22 protein-coding genes, 1 tRNA gene and 1 pseudogene are annotated in these 18111 nt (G+C 69.6%); 13 read left to right on the forward strand and 11 right to left on the reverse strand.

Annotation, left to right across the window (positions count from 1 at the left end; genetic code table 11):
• The first annotated feature begins 84 nt into the window (after positions 1–84).
• Entirely contained in the window at positions 85–351 is a 267-nt protein-coding gene (locus tag J2S43_RS13030; RefSeq protein ID WP_306829230.1) for a peptidoglycan-binding domain-containing protein, read from the forward strand.
• 335 nt (positions 352–686) lie between these two features.
• Here J2S43_RS13030 and J2S43_RS13035 read toward each other — a convergent pair whose 3' ends face one another.
• From J2S43_RS13035 to J2S43_RS13050, 4 genes and pseudogenes are all read right to left on the reverse strand, one after another.
• Complete coding sequence (locus J2S43_RS13035) at positions 687–1154, reverse strand: hypothetical protein (protein ID WP_306829231.1); 468 nt, start codon at positions 1152–1154, stop codon at positions 687–689.
• 170 nt (positions 1155–1324) lie between these two features.
• Positions 1325–1813, reverse strand: coding sequence for a hypothetical protein (locus J2S43_RS13040; RefSeq protein ID WP_306839813.1), 489 nt, complete (start codon positions 1811–1813; stop codon positions 1325–1327).
• Positions 1814–2146: 333 nt separating this feature from the next.
• Positions 2147–2407: pseudogene (locus J2S43_RS13045) on the reverse strand (hypothetical protein); the annotation flags it as partial.
• 1004 nt (positions 2408–3411) lie between these two features.
• Positions 3412–3582 (reverse strand): hypothetical protein, encoded by a 171-nt coding sequence (locus J2S43_RS13050; RefSeq protein WP_306829233.1) that lies wholly within the window; start codon positions 3580–3582, stop codon positions 3412–3414.
• A gap of 307 nt (positions 3583–3889) precedes the next feature.
• Between J2S43_RS13050 and J2S43_RS13055 the strand changes: the two genes are divergently transcribed.
• Entirely contained in the window at positions 3890–4168 is a 279-nt protein-coding gene (locus tag J2S43_RS13055) for a GlsB/YeaQ/YmgE family stress response membrane protein (protein ID WP_306829234.1), read from the forward strand.
• 68 nt (positions 4169–4236) lie between these two features.
• Here the strand turns inward: J2S43_RS13055 and J2S43_RS13060 are convergent, their stop codons facing one another.
• On the reverse strand, positions 4237–5109 hold the full coding sequence (locus J2S43_RS13060) for a poly(ethylene terephthalate) hydrolase family protein (RefSeq protein ID WP_370881618.1): 873 nt from the start codon (positions 5107–5109) through the stop codon (positions 4237–4239).
• 176 nt (positions 5110–5285) lie between these two features.
• Here J2S43_RS13060 and J2S43_RS13065 point away from each other — a divergent pair.
• Together J2S43_RS13065 and J2S43_RS13070 are read left to right on the forward strand one after the other, a co-directional pair.
• A tRNA-Pro gene (locus tag J2S43_RS13065) sits at positions 5286–5359 on the forward strand.
• A 139-nt stretch (positions 5360–5498) separates the two neighbouring features.
• Positions 5499–6695 (forward strand): site-specific integrase, encoded by a 1197-nt coding sequence (locus tag J2S43_RS13070; protein WP_306829235.1) that lies wholly within the window; start codon positions 5499–5501, stop codon positions 6693–6695.
• A gap of 166 nt (positions 6696–6861) precedes the next feature.
• On the opposite strand, the gene J2S43_RS13075 is transcribed toward J2S43_RS13070, so the two are convergent.
• Both J2S43_RS13075 and J2S43_RS13080 read right to left on the reverse strand, forming a co-directional pair.
• Positions 6862–7668: a phosphotransferase gene (locus J2S43_RS13075; protein WP_306829236.1), complete on the reverse strand. Its 807-nt coding sequence runs from the start codon at positions 7666–7668 to the stop codon at positions 6862–6864.
• 87 nt (positions 7669–7755) lie between these two features.
• Positions 7756–8280 carry a glycine-rich domain-containing protein gene (locus tag J2S43_RS13080; protein ID WP_306829238.1) on the reverse strand — a complete coding sequence of 175 codons (525 nt, stop codon included), beginning with the start codon at positions 8278–8280 and terminating at the stop codon, positions 7756–7758.
• A 149-nt stretch (positions 8281–8429) separates the two neighbouring features.
• Here J2S43_RS13080 and J2S43_RS13085 point away from each other — a divergent pair, with 149 nt between their 5' ends.
• The 6 genes from J2S43_RS13085 to J2S43_RS13110 all read left to right on the forward strand — a co-directional run bounded on the left by J2S43_RS13085 (position 8430) and on the right by J2S43_RS13110 (position 12365).
• Entirely contained in the window at positions 8430–9503 is a 1074-nt protein-coding gene (locus tag J2S43_RS13085) for a helix-turn-helix domain-containing protein (RefSeq protein WP_306829239.1), read from the forward strand.
• Positions 9500–10168 carry a YdcF family protein gene (locus tag J2S43_RS13090; RefSeq protein WP_306829240.1) on the forward strand — a complete coding sequence of 223 codons (669 nt, stop codon included), beginning with the start codon at positions 9500–9502 and terminating at the stop codon, positions 10166–10168. Before J2S43_RS13085 ends, J2S43_RS13090 begins: the two co-directional genes overlap by 4 nt.
• Positions 10104–10895, forward strand: coding sequence for a WbqC family protein (locus J2S43_RS13095; protein WP_306829242.1), 792 nt, complete (start codon positions 10104–10106; stop codon positions 10893–10895). Before J2S43_RS13090 ends, J2S43_RS13095 begins: the two co-directional genes overlap by 65 nt.
• A 257-nt stretch (positions 10896–11152) precedes the next feature.
• Complete coding sequence (locus J2S43_RS13100) at positions 11153–11479, forward strand: hypothetical protein (protein ID WP_306829243.1); 327 nt, start codon at positions 11153–11155, stop codon at positions 11477–11479.
• Between the two features lie 211 nt (positions 11480–11690).
• Positions 11691–11813: a hypothetical protein gene (locus J2S43_RS13105; protein WP_306829244.1), complete on the forward strand. Its 123-nt coding sequence runs from the start codon at positions 11691–11693 to the stop codon at positions 11811–11813.
• A gap of 63 nt (positions 11814–11876) precedes the next feature.
• Positions 11877–12365 carry an NUDIX domain-containing protein gene (locus J2S43_RS13110; protein ID WP_306829245.1) on the forward strand — a complete coding sequence of 163 codons (489 nt, stop codon included), beginning with the start codon at positions 11877–11879 and terminating at the stop codon, positions 12363–12365.
• A 38-nt stretch (positions 12366–12403) separates the two neighbouring features.
• Here J2S43_RS13110 and J2S43_RS13115 read toward each other — a convergent pair whose 3' ends face one another.
• From J2S43_RS13115 to J2S43_RS13125, 3 genes are all read right to left on the reverse strand, one after another.
• Positions 12404–12628, reverse strand: a complete 225-nt coding sequence (locus J2S43_RS13115) for an NUDIX hydrolase (protein ID WP_306829246.1) — start codon at positions 12626–12628, stop codon at positions 12404–12406.
• Between the two features lie 201 nt (positions 12629–12829).
• Positions 12830–13468, reverse strand: a complete 639-nt coding sequence (locus J2S43_RS13120) for a phosphotransferase (RefSeq protein WP_306829248.1) — start codon at positions 13466–13468, stop codon at positions 12830–12832.
• Between the two features lie 411 nt (positions 13469–13879).
• Positions 13880–14293 carry a peptidoglycan-binding domain-containing protein gene (locus tag J2S43_RS13125; RefSeq protein ID WP_306829250.1) on the reverse strand — a complete coding sequence of 138 codons (414 nt, stop codon included), beginning with the start codon at positions 14291–14293 and terminating at the stop codon, positions 13880–13882.
• Between the two features lie 387 nt (positions 14294–14680).
• On the opposite strand from J2S43_RS13125, the gene J2S43_RS13130 reads away from it, so the two are divergent.
• The 3 genes from J2S43_RS13130 to J2S43_RS13140 all read left to right on the forward strand — a co-directional run bounded on the left by J2S43_RS13130 (position 14681) and on the right by J2S43_RS13140 (position 16724).
• On the forward strand, positions 14681–15400 hold the full coding sequence (locus tag J2S43_RS13130; protein WP_306829251.1) for a hypothetical protein: 720 nt from the start codon (positions 14681–14683) through the stop codon (positions 15398–15400).
• A gap of 58 nt (positions 15401–15458) precedes the next feature.
• Entirely contained in the window at positions 15459–15656 is a 198-nt protein-coding gene (locus J2S43_RS13135; protein ID WP_306829252.1) for a DUF4253 domain-containing protein, read from the forward strand.
• 120 nt (positions 15657–15776) lie between these two features.
• Positions 15777–16724, forward strand: a complete 948-nt coding sequence (locus J2S43_RS13140; RefSeq protein ID WP_306829254.1) for a GlxA family transcriptional regulator — start codon at positions 15777–15779, stop codon at positions 16722–16724.
• A gap of 10 nt (positions 16725–16734) precedes the next feature.
• On the opposite strand, the gene J2S43_RS13145 is transcribed toward J2S43_RS13140, so the two are convergent.
• Positions 16735–17742 (reverse strand): zinc-dependent alcohol dehydrogenase family protein, encoded by a 1008-nt coding sequence (locus J2S43_RS13145; RefSeq protein ID WP_306829255.1) that lies wholly within the window; start codon positions 17740–17742, stop codon positions 16735–16737.
• Positions 17743–18111 lie beyond the last annotated feature (369 nt).

The raw sequence follows: 18111 nt of genomic DNA on the forward strand, positions 1-18111 counted from the left end.
TAGCCGGTTCAGGTCCTTTGCCGGAGGTACGCACAGCTGCGCGTCGGCATCCTGGAAGGGAACCCGGCTTCCAGGGAGGACCCGATGACGGTGACGAAGACGATCAACGCGCTGGCCAGGGCGCTGTCCGGAATCGTGGACGCCACGGCCAACCCACCGGCCGACGACCGCACGGTCCGGCGGCTGCTCGAGGCCCTCCGGGTCGGTACCGGCGACGGCTCGCCGGACGCGATGACCCGCGCGGTGCGCCGCTTCCAGGCCGCCGTGGGGCTGCCCACCGACGGCGTTGCCGGCCCGCGCACCGTGCACATGATGGTGCTCACGCTTCGGCAGGCTCGGCCCGCCGCCTGAGGAGTTCCGGCCCTGCGGCCAGATCCAGCGCTGTTGGCGACATCCACGCGGCGCGTCCTACCGAGCCGCCGAGTCGACGTTCGAGCGGTGCCGGCCGTCCGGGCGCTGCACGCCCGACATCTCGCTGTAGAGGTTCGCCGTTCACCCCTGATGCCGAAGGCCCGGTAAACCGATGATCGGTGCCACCGGCGGCCCTCTTCACGGTCGCGACCCGCGACGGTCTCGGTGCCCGCGCCGGTGCGCCGACGCACCCCACAGGACGGCGAAGCCGCCCGGCTTCGCGGTGCCGGGCGGCTTCCGGACGGAAGGCCCGCTCCCGCGGGCCCGCCGGGTGACTAGCCGATCGTCGGGACGCCGACGGCGGTGCAGGCGGCGTCGAAGTCCGTGCCGGCCTTGCCGAACGACGGCGACTCACCGGCCGCCACCGGGTCGGCGGCCGCGGCGGCCGTCTTCAACTCGGTCGCGTAGACCTGCGCCGCCTCCGCGACGTCGCTGGTCCCACCCTCGGCCACGGCGAGCGTGCCGGCCAGGTCCGACCAGGCCTTCTTCGTGTCGACCTCCTTGCCCGCCGCCACCGCGTCGAGCATCTCCTTCTTGAACGCGTTGGTGCTGGCCACGGCGGCCTCGCAGATCTCCTTGTCCGAGGCCCCGGCGGCGGCCGGCGCCTCGGACGCGGCCGGCGCACCGGTGGTCGCGGCAGCCGCCGACGGCGCTGGAGCGGCCGCGTCGGTCTCGGTGGTCGAGTCGTCGCCGCCACACGCGGACAGCGCCAGAACGGAGACACAGAAAACGGTAGACGCCATCAGGCGAATGTTCTTCACGGCGCCGAATCGTATGCGACAACCGATCCCATGATCAAATGAGATTCTGACGATGCCGCACCGCAGCTCCGGGCGACGCGCCGGGTCGCGTCGCCGACTGCCCGCGGCTGCCGGGGCGTTCCCGGACCGGCGGCCCGGGAACGCCGGCGCGGTCAGCTGAAGTTGATGTCGACGCCCACGGCCTTGCAGGCGGCGTCGAGGTCGGCGCCGGCCTTCTGGTAGGCGGGCGACTCCTCGGCCACGGTCGGGTCGGGCGCCGCGGCGGCCGTCTTGAGCTCAGCGGTCAGGGTCTGCGCGGCCTTGGCCACGGCGCTGTCGCCACCCTCTGCGACGGCCAGCTCGGTGGCCATGGCGGTCCAGGCGGCCTGGACGTCCGCGTTGCTGAACTCCTTGCCGGCCTGCAGCGTCTCGGTCAGCTTCTTCGTGAACGCGGTCGTGGCCCTGACAGCCGCGTCGCAGATCTCCTTGTCCGACGCGGCAGCCGCGGCAGCCGCGGCCCGAGCCTCCGACGTGGCCGGCGCGCCGGTCGTGGCGACCGGAGCGCCCGACGTCGCCGGGGCGGAGGCGCCGGTGTTCGAGTCGTCGCCGCCACCGCAGGCGGACAGGGCGAGAGCGGAGGCACAGAAAACGGTAGACGCCATCAGGCGAATGTTCTTCACGGCGCCGGATCGTATGCGACAAACCAAACCCATGATCAAATCTGTTTCCGTACGGCTCGGAACGCGATATGCACCCGTCCGGCAATTCGGTCCCGAATGGCACGGATGAGCGTCCAACCCCACGATACGGCTATCTCGGTCACGCGCCGGCGTCTCCTCTGCCCGGTGCCGGCTGCCGCGTGGACGTCCGACCGGCCACTGCGTTCCACCGGCGATCGGTTCCGCTACCGACCTCGAAATGCCACCAGCCCTGGGCCTGCCCGTCCCAAGGACCTGCTCGATCCCGGCGAAGTCGGCGTCGGCCGGTATGTCGAACGCCACGAACGGCAACTCGGCGCTGAACACCTCGCCGAGCAGGCCGCAACGAGCGAAAGCGGCGCGGACGGCCGGCGCGTTCGGGCCCAGCGCGCCGGCCGGCACCGGCAAAACCCGGACGACACAGTGCCCGGACGCCCGCACCCGGCCATCAGCGTCACACCGAGACCGTCTTCCCGCCTGTCCTCGGTCAGCCGGGCCGCCCACAGACCCTCGGTGTCCTACGGCAGCCAGCCCTCCCACGGCACGAACCTGAACCACACCTTGATCAGGTCGTCGGAGCGCCGCGCATGGAGATCGGGAGCCATCGTCACGCCAACACGGTCCGCTGACCGGCCCCCGGCCGGACACCGGGCGTGTGATCTTCGGCGACCGGCCCGCTGCCGGGCGACGCGGCCGGGGGCCGGGTGACCGGGGGCCGGGTGGCCGGGGGCCGGGTGGCCGCGGGCCGCGTTGTTCTTCGGTGACCAGCATCGGCACCGGCTCCGACGCGGCGACCGGAGCGGCGGCGGAGGCCGCCGCGAGGTTTGCCCGCGGGGAGCGACTCTGTTGCCCGTTCGGCGGTGGCTCGCCGCGAAGGATCATTGACCGACACGAAAGAGAGGTCGACTTCGATATTCGACCTCTCTTTCGTGTCGGTCAATGATCCTTCGGGCATGAGTGGTCGCGACAGCTCGACCACCACGCCGGCTTCTGCTCGACGCTGTCCGAGCCATGGCGGAAATAATGCGAAATTTCGGGCTGGTGCTTCCGGTCTCCGGGCGGGGCTCGCGGCTTCCGATGCCGAATGGGCAACGGAGCCGCTCCCGCGGGCGAACGCTCGCGGCGGCCTCCGTCGCCGCTCCGGTCGCCGCGTCGGAGCCGGTGCCGACGCGGTCACCAAAAGCCCGCGGGTTCCACGATGCCGCGGGCCCGGCCGCGCCCTCGGCAGCGTCCTTCCGTTGGCGTTCGCGCGGGGATTCTCGGACCACGGCGGGTCCGAAGGAAGGAGCGCGGCGACGGCCCGCGTTCCCCCGGGAACTTCCGGCGGGCAGTGCCCGTGGCCACCCGCCGTCACGTAGCGGCTGTCGATTGCGTCCACCTCGCGGGATGGATCTTCCGCGATGCGGAATCCTAGATCCTTCCAGCCCGGGTTGCTGTTTCGTGCGGGCTGAAACAGCAACCTGGGCTGGAAGGATCTTGTGCGGGCCCGCCCGCCGGATATCGGCCGCGATGCGCCTCCGGTTCCGGCTCTGGCGCAGGGGCGCATGTGCTGCGGGCGGCGGTCAGCGAGACATGGTCAGCAAATGTTCGACGAGGTCGGCCAGTTCGGTGAGGGAGCGACGGCCGGCTGCAAACTCCACATCAGCGAAACCTGCGACGCCACCCCAGACCCCGGACACCGGCCGCGATGTTCCCGGCATGGTCGCACCGCCGAATCTGATCACGAATGTCACGCGGGAAAGGAGGCCTGTGGTTGGCGGCTTGCCGGGGCGTGGGGTCCGGGGCTCGGTCCCGGGTTGGCTCAGTGCCCGCGCGAGCATGCGGGCTGTACCCGGCCAACGACGGGAACGCGATGTATGCCTTTCGGACGGTGTGGGACCCGTCACCTAAACGATGTAGGAAGTTGGGCATCAGGGTGGATTGAAATCCGGCGGAGGCGGGAATCAATCTGTCGACCGGCTAGGGCCGGTTACCGGCAGGAGAGTGCGACTCGACCCCCCGAGTCGCCCCGGGACCACTGGATGGTCAAAGGAGAGCAACGTGACCGTCACCGGCATCATCACCGCGCTGATCGTGGGTCTCATCATCGGTGCGCTGGGGCGCCTCGTCGTCCCCGGCAAGCAGAACATCCCCCTGTGGCTGACGCTGGTCATCGGCGTCGTCGCGGCCCTGCTCGGCACGGCCCTGGCCCGCTTCAGCGGCCTCGCTGAGACGCGTGGCATCGACTGGTGGGAGATCATCTTCCAGGTCGCGTTCGCCGCGATCGGTGTCGCGATCGTCGCCGGTGTCGGCGGCCGTCGCGGCCGGCGGGCGCTCTGACCAGCATCCGCCTGATCTGACCTAGCGGCGCCTCCCACCTTCTGGTGGGAGGCGCCGCTGTCTTTCGTCTACGAGTGCGGGCAGGTGTCGCGGTACTCCTGGATCGCCGGGCCGGACGGGGCCGGGCACAGGAACTGCTCGTAGCGGGTGTCATTGTCGACGAAGCGCTTGAGCCACGAGATGCTGTACTTCGCGACCGTCACGTTCGTCGAGGTCGGCGCCGAGTGCGAGGCGTTGTTGAGCTCCAGGTACGCCTTGTCCAGCGTCGACGGCAGGCTCGTGTAGAACGGCTCGGAGTGTGACGCCACCGGCGCGACCGTGTCACTCTCGGCCCCGATGATCAGCGTGGGTACGCGGTCCGACGACCACGACTTCGTGCCGTGCCAGGGGGTCAGCGGGATCGCGGCCTGCAGCGCCGGCCGGGCCACCGACGCGGACAGGCTGCCACCGCCGCCCATCGAATGTCCCATGACGCCGAGCCGGGTGGCGTCGATCCTGGTACGGACCGTGCTGGTACGGGTCAGGTAGTCGAGTGCCGCGAGCAGCTGCGTGCCCCGGGCGGCCGGCTGGTCGATCGTCGACAGCGTGTCGATCGTGATCACCACGAAGCCCTGCGAGGCGAGCCGCGGCCCGAGCCAGGCGACCGCGGACTGGCTGGCCGTGAACCCGGGCGAGATCGCCACCGCGCCGAAGGTCCCCTCGGCTGTGCTGGTCGGATAGTAGATCGTCCCACCACCGAACCCGGACACGCTCGACCGCGCGACGGTGACCCGCGCCGTCGCGAACGGCCCGGTCGCAGCCTCGATGCTGGCGGTGGTCGGCGCGGGACCACGCTCGTAGGGGTTGGCGGCCTGCGCCGGAGTGGCGACGGTCTGGCCGGTCAGGGTGAGGGCGGTCGCCAGGACGGCGGCGGCCACCAGACGCCGGTGCGTGTGGGCCACGGCGGACTCCTTACATCGAAGGACGACGTTGGATGGGCGTCGTCATCGTGGCCCGCGAAGGCTACCCATGGGTAATCCCCTTGGGGTCATAGCTGGGGTGGAGGGGGCGCGTGTGGGGTGGGAGGGGGTTGCGCTAGGCTATGTCCACTGCCGCGGGGAGCGATTCCAGCGGCGGGCGGGACGTGGCGCAGTTTGGTAGCGCACCTGACTGGGGGTCAGGGGGTCGTCGGTTCAAATCCGGCCGTCCCGACTTTTAATCTTTGCAGCTCAACCCCGATATTGTATCGGGGTTTTTCAATGTATTCGGATCTTCAGGTAACCGCTGCGGTAACGGGGATCCTCTAGCGTTAGCGGCATCCCCATCCCCGGTCTTCACCGCGAGGTCTGCGATGCCCGTGTACCCCTACAACCTGGTCGGCGGCGGCTTCCGCTGGTTCTTCATCGTCGACGTCCCCAAGGGCGAGGACGGCAAGCGACGGCAGATCAAGCGGGGCGGCTTCGCCACCGAGACCGACGCGACCGACGCCGAAACGCAGTTCCTCAGCACCTACGGCAAGGTCGAGCGGCACGCGGACGGCACCCTCGCCGCGGAGCTGGAGGAGTGGCTGTCGGATCGGATGCTCGACGTCGAGGTCGAGACGTACGACAACTACCGCTACCTGTTCCGCAGCTACGTCATCCCGTACCTCGGCGACCGGCAGATCTACACGATCGACAAGAACACGCTGCACGGGTTGTACAAGAGGCTGCTCGCCAGCGGGAAGAAGAGCGGGGAGCCACTGTCGCCGACTACCGTCCGGACCCTGCACCGGGTGCTGGGGAAGGCGCTGTCGGACCTCGGGTTCGCGCTCGACGGCGTCCGCCAGCCGCGGCCGGCGGAGCGCGAGGAGATGGGCCGCAAGGGCATCTGGACCCCGGAGGAGGCGGCGCGGTTCCTCCGGCACCACGCGGACAGCCGGCTCCGTGCGGCCTGGGCGCTGGCAGTCGTCCTTGGGCTGCGGCGCGGCGAGATAGCCGGGCTCAAGTGGCCCCGCGTGCACCTCGACCGCGGGATCGTGCAGATCCACTGGCAGCGCATCGCCACCAGCAGCTCCGGCGTCATCGAGAAGACTCCGAAGGGCAAGAGCAAGCGCACCATCGCGATCGGACCGGCGCTCGCCAAGGAACTGCTCCTGCACCAGGAACGCCAGGAGATCGAGAAGGCCGACTTCGGCGTGCTCTACAACGACGGTGGCTACGTCTTCTGCCGCGAGGACGGCCTGCTGTACTACCCGAGCTACTTCACCCAGAAGTGGGAGAAGGCCTGCAAGGAGGCGGGCGTCCCCGTGATCGCCCTGCACGACGGTCGACACACCTCCGCCACGACCGGTGATCCGCTGCTGCTCGGCCCGCGACACCCGCCGCAGAGTCCGGGTATCAGGTGGTGGAGCGCTTGCGTCCGCTGGGCCAGTGATCCGCGTGCGTGCAGCCATCGACCGATCTCCGACTCCGTGAGGCACCGAACCCTGTGGTCCGGTCACGCTCACCCAGCCGGGTTAGCAGGTTGGCTCCGGCCGGCCCGCTACGAGACGGTCAGTCGTGGGTGAGTGCCAGGTGGAGGCTGAGTTCGGCTCTGAGGCACTGTCGCTTTGGTGGTGAGAAGCCGGGTCGGGTCGGTGACCGGCACAAGGACGCCACAGCAATCGGCGCATTGGCAATTCGGCGCCCAACCACGACGCCGCTGTCATCGATCTGCAGAGCGCGGCGGAGCCATCAGCCAGAGTCGGCTCGATACTCCGACCACGAGTCCGCAGCCCGTGCGAGCGGGAGGTGATGGCTGGCTCCGATGGTGCGGTGCCAGCCATGCCAGAGGTCGGCTGCAGCCGCCGCGAAGAGGGTTAGCGCCGCCGGTGAAGCGCGCTGCCAGGCCTCGGCTCGGGCGACGGCGCGCTCCGCCGCTTCCGGGGTGTGCCCTGAGCGGATGAGTCTGATGATGAGGAACGCGTACGGGATCCAGGCGGCGCCGGTGCAGGGTTCGGTCCAGTCGACGAACCAGGTGTGCTCACGGTGGACCAAGAGGTTGCGTGGGGTCAGGTCGGTGTGGATCAGTGTGTCGCCGGCGACCGCTTCCGGTGCGATGCGGTCGGCCCATCGACGTGAGAAAGCCAGCGCCTCGGCAGGAGCAGGCGTCAGAGCGTGGGTGAGGTCGTCGAGGGCCACCAGGACCGAGGTGATGTCGGGTGAGCCGGGTCTGAGGTCGGCGTGCCGGCCGGGGACGCGGTCGTATCCGTGCAGAAGCCAGCCGTCTGATTCGATCGTCCAGTACAGCCGCGGGACTCTGTCGGCGGGGAGCACTGCGTTGAGCGTGGCCTCCCGGCAATGGCCACGAACAGCGCGTGGCGAGGCGGTTCGTGTGTCGACGCCTTTGACGAAAATCTGTCCATGGGCGGTGGTCAGGACCGTGGCGATGTCGGTTACGGAGCCCGCCGCAAGGTCTTCCGCCTCGATGATGTCCCCGGTCTCACGCGCAACGATCGCGCGGGTGTGCGGGGTGAGGTCGGACCACTGGCGGCGGGGCATCCTTCGTTCTCCTGCTTCCTGCGGGACAGGTCTCGCCGAGCTTAGGCGTCGGTGGAGCCTGCTACGGGCTACCGCTCCGGCGCCCGGTCAGCGGGTGGGGCTGTCGGTGCATCCGGCGTGGCATTGGGTGCACTTGGCGGTGCCGCTGCTGGTCCACAGCGGCAGATCGATGCGGTACCCGGCAGCGGCGATCGCGGCGGTCGTCGTGGTGAGCGGCGCGCTGGTGCCGGTGTCGGCCGGGTCGTCGGGGATGTGGTGGATAAAGCGGCCGGCGATGCGGTTGCAGAGGTCGGTGTAGATCTCGGTGTGGAGGATGAGGGTGTGCCAGCCGATGTCGACGAGGTCGGATGGGCCGATCGGGGTGGTCGTCACGGCGCAGGCGCCGAGGAACGCGAGGGCCTGGTCGAGGATCCTGGCCGGCATGTCGTCGCTGAGGTCGGGATGGTCCGCCGCGATCCGCGTCGTGAGCATCGCGAACAGCGCCGGGTCGATCAGACTGCTGCCGGGGCGCGCGGCCGGGGCGGGTGCCTCCTCCGGCCAGCAGCCGGCGCCGACGGTGGCGGACGGCTCGGGGGCGGTGCGGTGGTCGTTGCGTGCGGTCGTCGATTTCACGGTGTCCTCCGTTTTCCGATGTGGTTGCTCTCAGCATCCGGCGGCCGGCCCCAGGCGGGAACGGACCGATGTAGCACCTCCGTGGCACCTTCGATGCCGCACCCGTCGATGCGTGATCCGATGAGAGCGGTTCGGAGAAGGGGGCAACGATGGTCGCGGTGGACCGCTGGACCGGCGCCCACGCGCAGGCGCTGCGATTCGCACTGCGGATGAGCGTGCGCGCCTATGCCGCCTATCTCGGCGTAGCCGTGCGCACCGTCTCAAAGTGGGAGCGGTTCGGCGCGAACACCTATCCGCGGGGCGTCTCGCAGGAGGTCCTCGATGTGGCGCTCGCCCGCTGTGATGACGACACGCGGGCGCGGTTCGCCGTCGCTCTCGCCGCACGCACGGGTGCGCCGCTGATACCCGTACCCTCCGGGGATCTGGATCATGAAGGGTGGGTCGACGACATCGAGCGTGCGGCCACGGCGCTCGGTGGACAGAACTTCGCGTTCGCCGCCGCGCTGCTGCAGCGCTGGATAGCTCTTTCGGATCCGCACCGGCTCGACGAGCGTGGCCTCTACCTGTATGCACGCAGCACGACGTTGCTCGGCGACCTCCGTCGTGATCAGGGCCTGGTAAGCGGCCCGTTGTCAGCCGCACATACCTACACGATCGCCAGATCGATCTACGCGCAGCTCGGTCTCGCCCGCCGCGTCGCCCAGCTCGATCTCGCGCTCACCGTGACCATGGAGATGAGCGGGCTGCTCGACACCGCCGCGCGCCGCTACGAGCACCTCGCCGGCGATGAGCGGCTCACCGATCGCGACCGTGCCCGCGCGCTGCTGTGGGTCGGCACGTCGCTGAGCAAGAACGGTGATCATGTCTACTCCATGCGGGTCATGGGCGCCGCGGCGCGCGAGTTCGACCGGCTCGGTGAGGCCGACGACTGGTCCGTGACACAGCAGAAGCTCGCTCTCGCCGCGCGGGGCGCCGGGGATCTCACCGCAGCGCTGCGCCACCTCAGCATCGCCCGCGACACCGCGATCCTGGCCGCGCCGCTGCAGCGGGTCCGGCTCGACACCGCGCACGGCCACGTCCTGCTCACCGACCCGGCCACCGCCGACGAGGGACACCGGCTGCTCGCCCGCGCCGAGAAGGTCGCCGCTGCGTACGGTATGAGCCACCAGCTGCGCAGCATCGCCCGCCTTCAGCAGGCGACCGACCCGGGAGATCCACAGTGACGGACAGGGCAACCCGACTCACCGACGCCCAGCGCGCCGACGCCCTCACGATCTGGCACTACCACCAGCTCGGACACCCGCTGCGCCACTGCGACATCGCGATCGGCCTGGGCAGCCACGACCTCGGCGTCCCCGCCTACACCGCGAAACTCTGGCACGAGGGCTGGTTCCCCCGGATGCTGTTCACCGGCGCCGTGAACCCGATCCGCGCGGACCAGTTCCCCCGCGGCGAAGCCGTCCACTTCCAGGAACACGCAATCGCCCTCGGCGTCCCCGACCGAGTGATTCTGGTCGAGCCGCACGCCACGAACACCGGCCAGAACATCACCTTCGCCCGCCAACTGCTGCAGGAGCACGACATCACCGTGCGGTCGGTGATGCTCGTCGCGATGCCCTACATGCAGCGCCGCGCTTACGCCACCTGCCGCAAGCTCTGGCCCGAGGTCGACATCGTCTGCGCCTCCCAGCCGCTCGCGTTCGCCGACTACGTCACCGAGATCGGCGACGAGCGCATGGTCACCGACATGCTGGTCGGAGACCTCCAGCGCATCATCGTCTACCCCGGGCACGGTTACGCCGAACCGCAGGAGGTCCCCGACGATGTCCACGCCGCTTACCAACGTCTGGTCCACGCCGGCTTCACCACCCGCCTCCTCACCACCTGAACCAGCCGAGCCGCCCGGGATCTGCGCGATACACCAGCCCAACCTGCTGCCGCGGCTGACCACACTCGCCAAGATCTACGCCGCTGACTGCTGGATCGTGCTCGACGACGTGCAATTCAACCGCCGCGACTACCAGCACCGCACCCGACTCGCCCGACTACACGACCCCGGCCGGCAGCAGTGGCTGTCACTCGCCACTACCCTGCCGATCGGCCGCGCCACCGTGATCCGCCACGCGCGGCTGGCCGATCCGGGGCGCTGCCGGCGCAGGCTCCGGCAGATGACGCACGACTACTACCGGACGAGCCCAGCGTGGGACGTCATGCAGCATTTGATCAATGGTCTCGACTCGCTGTTCGACAGCACCGACCTGCTCACCGAGATCACCGAAGCTTCCACCCTCGACATGCTGCGCCTGCTCGGATGGAACGGCACCGTGATCCGCAGCTGCCAGCTTCCCGCCCGCAGCGGTCGATCGCAGCGACTCGCCGACCTCGCCGCGCAGGTCGGCGCGACGACCTACCTGTGCGGCACCGGCGGCATGCGATACCTCGACCCGGCCCCGTTCCAGAAGGTTTCCATCGTCGTCCTTCCCTTCAGACACCCTGACGGCCCGATCTGGAAATACGCCGATCGCATCACCAGCATGTGGCCCATCCTCCGCTGGGGACTACAGGCGATCAAGGAAGAGCTGAACCCTCTGTCTGTACGGGCGTCAGGTCGCTGACGGGGCGCATCAGCGCGAGGGACCACCCCCGCGTGCGCGGGGAAGAGGGCCCCACCCTCCGCTTCAGCCCGCCCGCCTGGGGACCACCCCAGCGTGCGCGGGGAAGAGAGGCAGAGTTCGTCCACTGTCAAGGACGCCCGAAAACTGACCCCTTTTCGACGGTTGAGAACTGCCCCCCTGTGTGGTCGCGGCTTGCTGGTGGTGGTGGGTGGGTGTTGGTCTTGACCGGCGGTGTTGGTGCTGGTCAGGAGGGTGGTGTGTCGGTGGTGGTCGATGAGGCGGTGCAGCGGCGGTTGCTGCGGTGGTCGGCGGGTGAGTTGGTCCGGGTGCTGGACGCGCATCGTGGGTTGCCGGTGCTGGCCTGGACGGTCACGCCGCGGGCGTTGATTGGTCATGCGGAGCTGTGCGAGGTGGATCAGGGCCGGGTTCGGCAGGTGTTCGCGGCGTGGGCGGATGCGTTGCCGGCGTCGGAGGGATGTGATCCGGTGCCGGTGCTCGGTGATGACGGTGTGACCCGGTTGCGGGCGGTCCGGCGCAGCAACGGGGTGCCGGTGGTGTTGACCGCCGCGGTGCACCCGTTCTGATGTGAGCCGCCGGGTCAGGTGTCGTGTTTGGCGGCGGGGACACGGCCCAGGTCGCCGCGGTTGCGTAGCCGGTAACTGTCACCTTTGAGGGAGATGAGAGGCCCTCCCCGGTCGAAGCGCTCTGCGGTTGGCGCGGACGGTGCCCTCCAGCGACCTACTCCACGCGCTGTCGATTTGGGAGGAAGCCGCCCTCAGCAGGCGCGTCGACTTCGTGACCTACCGGCGCCTGGCCGAAGCGCTCGGGCAATCTGACCTGGCCGCGTTCCGGAACCTTCTCGCCGACCAGCGTCCACAGCACGGCGCGGGCCTGCTCTGGGCGCTCACTCCGGAGTGACAGCAATTGGATCGACGGACTCGCTGCTCCATGATCCGCGGCGGATCGGCTACCGTCCTGCCGATGAGCACTTGGTCCGAGCCGGACGTGTTCTACGCGCAACTGGCGACCTTCCACGCGATGACCGCGGCGCTGATCACCGAGCCCGGCACCGGCAGGGTCCTGCTCGTCAAGCCCGCCTACAAGGACGCGTGGACGTGGCCCGGCGGCTACCTCGACGCCGGCGAGTACCCGCATGACGGATGCGCCCGTGAGCTCACCGAAGCGCTCGGACTCACGATCGCTCCCGGCCGGCTGCTCCTGGTCGACTTCGCACCTCCCACCGCACACCGCCGGCGCGCGTTGATCAGCATGCTCTTCGACTGCGGCGAGCTACCGCCGGACACGACGATTCACCTGCAGGAGAGCGAGCTCAGCGTGTGGGCGTTCTTCACCGCGGACGAAGCCGCCGATCGGCTGCCTGCCATGGAACGCTACCGCGTCACGGCGGCGCTGCACGCGCGCCGGAACAACTCGACCGTCTACCTTCCCGGCTCCCCAGCGGAGCGGTGATCGTTCCCGCACTTCGCTCGCAGCAGTTCGGGCGAACATCAGGGTGGGGCGGGCTCGGGAATGTATGGCCGCAGCTCGTGAGCGGGTCTGCTGCCGCATCCCGATAGATCGCCGTTCGGGCCGGGCCACGCCCACGCTTCCTTGTAGACGGGCTTGACGAGCAGGATCCTGCCCGTACCGGGCTCGGTGATCAACGCCGCGGTCGTGACGTGGAACGTGGCCAGCTGGGCATAGAACACGTCTGGCTCATACCAGGTGCTCATCGGCAGGACGGTAGTGGATTCCCGGCCAAGCTCGTAGCGGCCGGCACGTCTGGGTGACGGTTGAAGAACGCGGCGGCGGCAGGATGCGTTCGGTGATGGAAGGGCCCGCGAGGAGAGCGTCGGGTGCGGAACGCCACCACAATGCCGCGGTCGCAGCGCGGGAACGTATCTGTATAGCAGTGGTTCGCGTGTCCGGCCTCGTTAGACGGAACCGGTTCGATGCCTTGACCAGAACTCGGCTGCTCGTGCGAGTGGGAGGTGGTGGCTGGCGCCGATCGTGCGGTGCCAGCCGTGCCAGAGGTCGGCTGCCGCCGCGGCGAAGAGGGTCAGTGCGGCCGGTGCGGCGCGTTGCCAGGCGTCGGCTCGCTGGACGGCGTGTTCCGCCGCTTTCGGGGTGTGGCCTGCATGGATGAGTCTGATGGTGAGGAACGCGTAGGGGATCCAGGCGGCGCCGGTGCAAGGTTCGGTCCAGTCGACGATCCAGGCGTGATCGTGGTCGATGAGGACGTTTCGCGGGGTCAGGTCAGTGTGGATCAGGGTGTTGCCGGCGACCGCTTCCGGTGGGATGCGGTCGGCCCATCGACGTGAGAAGGCGAGCGCTTCGGCCGGAGCCGGTGTGAGGGTGTGGGTGAGTTCGTCGAGGGCTGCGAGGACCGAGGGGATGTCGGGGGAGCCGGGGCTGAGGTTGGCGTGCTGCCCGGGGACACGGTCGTATCCGTGCAGCAGCCAGCCGTCTGATGCGATCGCCCAACGCAGCCGCGGGACTCTCCCGGTGGGAAGCAGCGCGTTGAGTGCGGCCTCTCGTTCGTGTGGGTGTGGTCGGATGAGAGGGCTGGCCACGATGATCGCGGTGGACCGCTGGACCGGAGCCCACGCGCAGGCGCTGCGGTACGCGTTGCGGATGAGCGTGCGCCTACGCCGCCTATCTCGGCGTCGCCGTGCGTACCGTCTCGAAGTGGGAACGGCTCGGCGCGCACACCCACCCGCGCGGCATCTCGCAGGAAGTGCTCGATGTGGCGCTCGCCCGCTGCGATGACGACACGCGCGCGAGGTTCACCATGGCTCTCGCCGCGCGTACGGGTGCGCCGCTGGTGTCCGTACCCTCGGGGGATCTGGATTGTGAGGGTTGGGTCGACGACATCGAGCGTGCGGCCACGGCGCTCGGGGGACAGAACTTCGCGTTCGCCACCGCGCGGATCACATCGGTCTCGGCGTCGACGCCGAGACGAGACTGCCGGTGGGCGCGCGTGGTCAGCAGATGCGTTGCCCGCCGAAGGTGTCGTAGGAGAACTGCGCCCACCAGCGCAGGTGAGGGAGTGTGGCCGGGCCGACCCAGCCGTCGACGGTGAGGCCGAGGCCGCGGTTGTTCGCGCATTGCTGGAATGTGCGTACCGCCGTCGTGGTCTTGTTTCCGTAGATGCCGTCGATCGAGATGGACGGACTGGCCGCGCCGGAGAGCGCCCAGTTCAGCAGGCACTGCACCTCCCTTACGGCGGTGCCGGTGCTGCCCGGGCCGACGGTGTAGCTTTCCGGGCCGCGCGGGCAGTCGGCCTCGAGAACGGTCATGTCGGCTGCCGGAGCGGCTGCGGCCTGGGCCGGTGCGGCCACGGCCGACAGGGTGGTGGTGAGCAGGGCCACGATGAGCGCGGTGCGGGTACGGATCATGGTTGGTGCCTTTCCCTGCGGTGCTGGGCTCGGTGTGCCGCGATCCGTCGACAGCGGCTTCGGCCACGCTATTGAGGCTCGCGCGAGCCGTCATGACCCGAGTTCAGGGACGCCCGCATCGACGCTCCGGATCGGCAGCGGAGATCCGGAGCATCGGCCGATTCGTCACTGTCGGTCAGCTCGTCGCCGTTCCGGTCGCATTCCCGGGAGCTGCCGCCGGTGCGGGCGGGGCGTTGGCGAGGGTGTAGCCTCCGCCAACGCGAAATTGCTGATCAGGGGCTGGAACGAATGACCGGATTGCACCGTACCCTCGCTGCTTTGGGTGTTGTGGCCGTTGTTCTGTTGTCCGGATGCGCGCCGGAGGCCTCCGCCGGCCCGTCGCCCTCCGTGACGAAGGCGGTGGACGCGCGGGCTGAGCTGATCGCGTCCGTCGCGGCGCTGGACGACGGGAATTACGAGTTCCGGCACGATTCGTACTATTACGGGTTGCGGACCGGGATCGTGCATGCGCCGAGCGACGCGATCGAGCTCGGTGCGTTCGTCTCCGGCGAGGGTGGCTCCGAGGTCGAGTACCGGCGGATCGGCGATGAGATCTGGCTGCGCATGGATTTCTCCCGGTGGCCGCAGATGACCGGTGAGGTGCCGGACACGCTGGACGGCGAGCTGTGGGCGACGCCGCTGCCCGGCACCGATCGCCTGGGCGGGATGCCGTTCGCACGGCCCGGTGACGACATCACCGGCGCGCGGAGCCTGGTCGGCAGTGTCCGCACAGTCACGCGCACCGGTTCGTCGCGCTATGCCGGCACGTTCGACCTGACTCGGGTGACGGCCGGCGAGATGGAACTCATCCCGGACGAGCCGTATCTGCGTGCGCTCGGCGACCGGGCGCGGTCGCTGCCGTTCCACGCGGAGACCGACGTGCGGGGGCGGCTGAAGATATTCACGTTCGACCTGCCTGAGCTGCCGAGATACGGGCCGGACGAGATGAGCCTGCTGCTGAGCGAGTACGGCACGGCCCGCGCCCCGCAGCGCCCGGGGGACGGCGAGATCGCCGGTCCGGACGACATGGCCGAGATGAAGAAGTCCCTCGACGCGATGGACTTCTGATCCGCGCCGGGCCGGGTCGGCGTGGCAGATCGGATGGAGGTCCGATCGGCCGTTCGGCGTGCGGCTGTGTGCGCTCGGCCACGACTGGCTCGCGGTCACCGTTGCCCGCCCGGTCCCCGCCGGCGACGCCGAACAGGCCCGCCGGGTCGCCGCCGAACACCTGGCCTTCTGCCCGGACATCACGGCCGAGACCTCGTTCCCGGCCTACGCCGCCACGCTGCCCGGCACCACGATCTGGCGCTTCTGGTGGGATTAGAGCCTGTGTCGACGGCTGAGACGGGGCCGCGGCGAGGCCCGGTCGCCGCCTGGCCGCACGTCGCACACGTGCGAGGATGATGACGCGGCCGGCACGCGTCGACCGGATCGGAGCCGGGTGGTGCAGCGATCGCATCAGGTGGTGGTGCTCGTCCTCGACGGGGCGCTCCCGCTGGACGTGGGGATCCCGGCGGAGGTGTTCCATCCGGAGACGGGTTTTCCCTACGAGGTGTCCACCTGCGGGGTCACCGCCGGAACGGTGCCGGCCCACGGGGACTTCGGCTACACGGTCCCGCGGGGCCTGGACGCCCTGGCCGACGCGGACACGATCGTCATCCCGGGGTACGCCCCGGCGGGCCGGCCGATACCGGTGGAGGTGCGCGAAGCGCTGCGGAGCGCCGTCTCCCGCGGGGCACGCATCGCGTCGATCTGCTACGGCGCATTCGCCCTCGCGGATGCCGGCCTGCTCGACGGCCTGCGGGCGACGACGCACTGGGACGCGGCGGAGAAGCTCGCGGAGCGGCATCCGCGGATCACGATCGAGCCGAACGTTCTCTTCGTCGACGAGGGATCCATCCTCACCTCGGCGGGGGCCGCCGCCGGCCTCGACCTGTGCCTGCACATCGTGCGGCGCGACCTCGGCGTGAGCGCGGCGAACGAGATCGCACGGGGACTCGTCACCGCGCCCTACCGGGCCGGTGGCCAGGCCCAGTATCTGCCGAGGACCGGCTCGGCAGCCCGTGGCGAAACCCTCGCCGCGACGCGCGAATGGGCCATGACGCGGCTCGGCCAGCAGCTCACGATCGCCGAACTCGCCGCACACGCGCGGATGTCGCCCCGCACGTTCCTGCGCCGGTTCGCCGAGGAGACCGGCAGCACCCCGCTGCAGTGGATCCTCCGGGTGCGGGTCGACACCGCCCGCGAACTCCTGGAGAGCACGAGGCTGTCGGTCGACCACATCGCGGACCAGGTCGGCCTGGGAACCGGATCGAACCTCCGGCTGCATTTCCGCCGGCTTCTGGACGTGTCCCCCTCGGAGTACCGCGCCACCTTCTCCGGGCGGAGCTGACCGGGCTCCGCTACGAGATGCGAGCGGGAAGCGCGACGGTCTCGCCCGCCACATCGATCGCGACCTTGCCGCGGAGCGCGTACGACCGCCTGTTCTCCAGGAGTTCATGAGCCTCGCCCATGCGCGCGAGCGGAAGGGTCGCGCCGATGACCGGCTTCACGAGACCGCGCTCGACCAGCGTGGTGAGCGCGTCCAGCTTCCCCCGGTTCTGCCGCGTGAAGACGAAGTGGTAGGCGGCGTTCCGGCCCCACGCCTCGATGAGGTTCTGTGGCTGCGCGATGTCGACGATGCTGACCACGCGTCCGAGGTCGGCGAGCGCCAACGGGCTTCGGGTGAGGGTGTCGCCACCGATCGTGTCGAGGACGACATCGACCCCCGTGCCTCGCGTCATCTCGGCCACGGCATCGACGTAGTCCGTCGACGTGAAGTCGATCGCCGCATCCGCTCCGAGAGAGCGCACGAACTCATGATCGCCGGCTTTCGCGGTGGTGATCACTCGGGCGCCGATCACCCTCGCGATCTGGATCGCGATCGTGCCGACACCGCCCGCGCCGCCATGGATGAGGATCGTCTCTCCCACGGTGAGCGCAGCGCGCGTCACCAGGGCCTCCCAGACCGTTCCGCCGACGAGAGTCAGGCTCGCCGCCTCCAGGTGACTGAGGTTCTCCGGCTTCCGGCCGACGAGGTCGACGTCGGCGACGTGCTGCTCGGCGTAGGAGCCGGGGCCGCCGAAGATTCGGGGCGTGTAGTACACCGCGTCGCCGGCGCGGAACTCGGTCACGTGGGATCCGACCTCCTCGATCACGCCGGAGATGTCGTGCCCGATGATCGCCGGGAGTGGCACGTCGTCCGCGTAGTCCCCGCGACGGATCTGATAGTCGAGCGGGTTGACGGCGGTCGCATGGACGCGTACCCGTACCTGCCGGGGTTCGACGCGTGGTACGGAGACGTCGCGCAGCGCGAATGCATCGGCCCCGCCGAAACGGGTGAGCACGACGGCCTTCATCGAAGCGGTCATAGCGGTGTTCCTCATCGTGGTTCGGGTGCGTGACGGGCGGTTCTCTCTCAGCGTCGCGCGCACGATCCGTACCCTCCAGTGGCGGTAATGCCAATATCCGCGAGGATAGTGACACGCCTCCGGGTGGCCAGTCCGGCGGAGACACTCACCGGAAGCGCGCCCCGACGAGAGCGCTGAGCGGCGATGACCGCGTGACGCCTCGCGAGAGGCGTTCCCGCCGGGCTGTGTGCCTCTCCGGACAGCCTCGCCGTCGCATCGGCCGCCAGATGTGCGAAAGTCGTTCGGCCGGGTATGACAACACCGGCGGTGAACAGGGGGTGCTCGGTGACGGACGATCTCTTCGCCTCGGGCGGTGAGACCGGACGGCTG

Source organism: Catenuloplanes nepalensis (genome assembly GCF_030811575.1).
Taxonomy (GTDB): Bacteria; Actinomycetota; Actinomycetes; order Mycobacteriales; family Micromonosporaceae; genus Catenuloplanes; species Catenuloplanes nepalensis.

Bases quoted from the DNA above. Each gene is read 5' to 3' on its own strand.
- J2S43_RS13145 (WP_306829255.1), bottom strand. From the start codon at position 17,742: ATGACCGCTTCGATGAAGGCCGTCGTGCTCACCCGTTTCGGCGGGGCC.
- J2S43_RS13095 (WP_306829242.1), top strand. From the start codon at position 10,104: ATGTCCACGCCGCTTACCAACGTCTGGTCCACGCCGGCTTCACCACCC.
- J2S43_RS13110 (WP_306829245.1), top strand. From the start codon at position 11,877: ATGAGCACTTGGTCCGAGCCGGACGTGTTCTACGCGCAACTGGCGACC.
- J2S43_RS13035 (WP_306829231.1), bottom strand. From the start codon at position 1,154: ATGGCGTCTACCGTTTTCTGTGTCTCCGTTCTGGCGCTGTCCGCGTGT.
- J2S43_RS13040 (WP_306839813.1), bottom strand. From the start codon at position 1,813: ATGGCGTCTACCGTTTTCTGTGCCTCCGCTCTCGCCCTGTCCGCCTGC.
- J2S43_RS13125 (WP_306829250.1), bottom strand. From the start codon at position 14,293: ATGATCCGTACCCGCACCGCGCTCATCGTGGCCCTGCTCACCACCACC.
- J2S43_RS13070 (WP_306829235.1), top strand. From the start codon at position 5,499: ATGCCCGTGTACCCCTACAACCTGGTCGGCGGCGGCTTCCGCTGGTTC.
- J2S43_RS13085 (WP_306829239.1), top strand. From the start codon at position 8,430: ATGGTCGCGGTGGACCGCTGGACCGGCGCCCACGCGCAGGCGCTGCGA.
- J2S43_RS13030 (WP_306829230.1), top strand. From the start codon at position 85: ATGACGGTGACGAAGACGATCAACGCGCTGGCCAGGGCGCTGTCCGGA.
- J2S43_RS13115 (WP_306829246.1), bottom strand. From the start codon at position 12,628: ATGAGCACCTGGTATGAGCCAGACGTGTTCTATGCCCAGCTGGCCACG.
- J2S43_RS13075 (WP_306829236.1), bottom strand. From the start codon at position 7,668: ATGCCCCGCCGCCAGTGGTCCGACCTCACCCCGCACACCCGCGCGATC.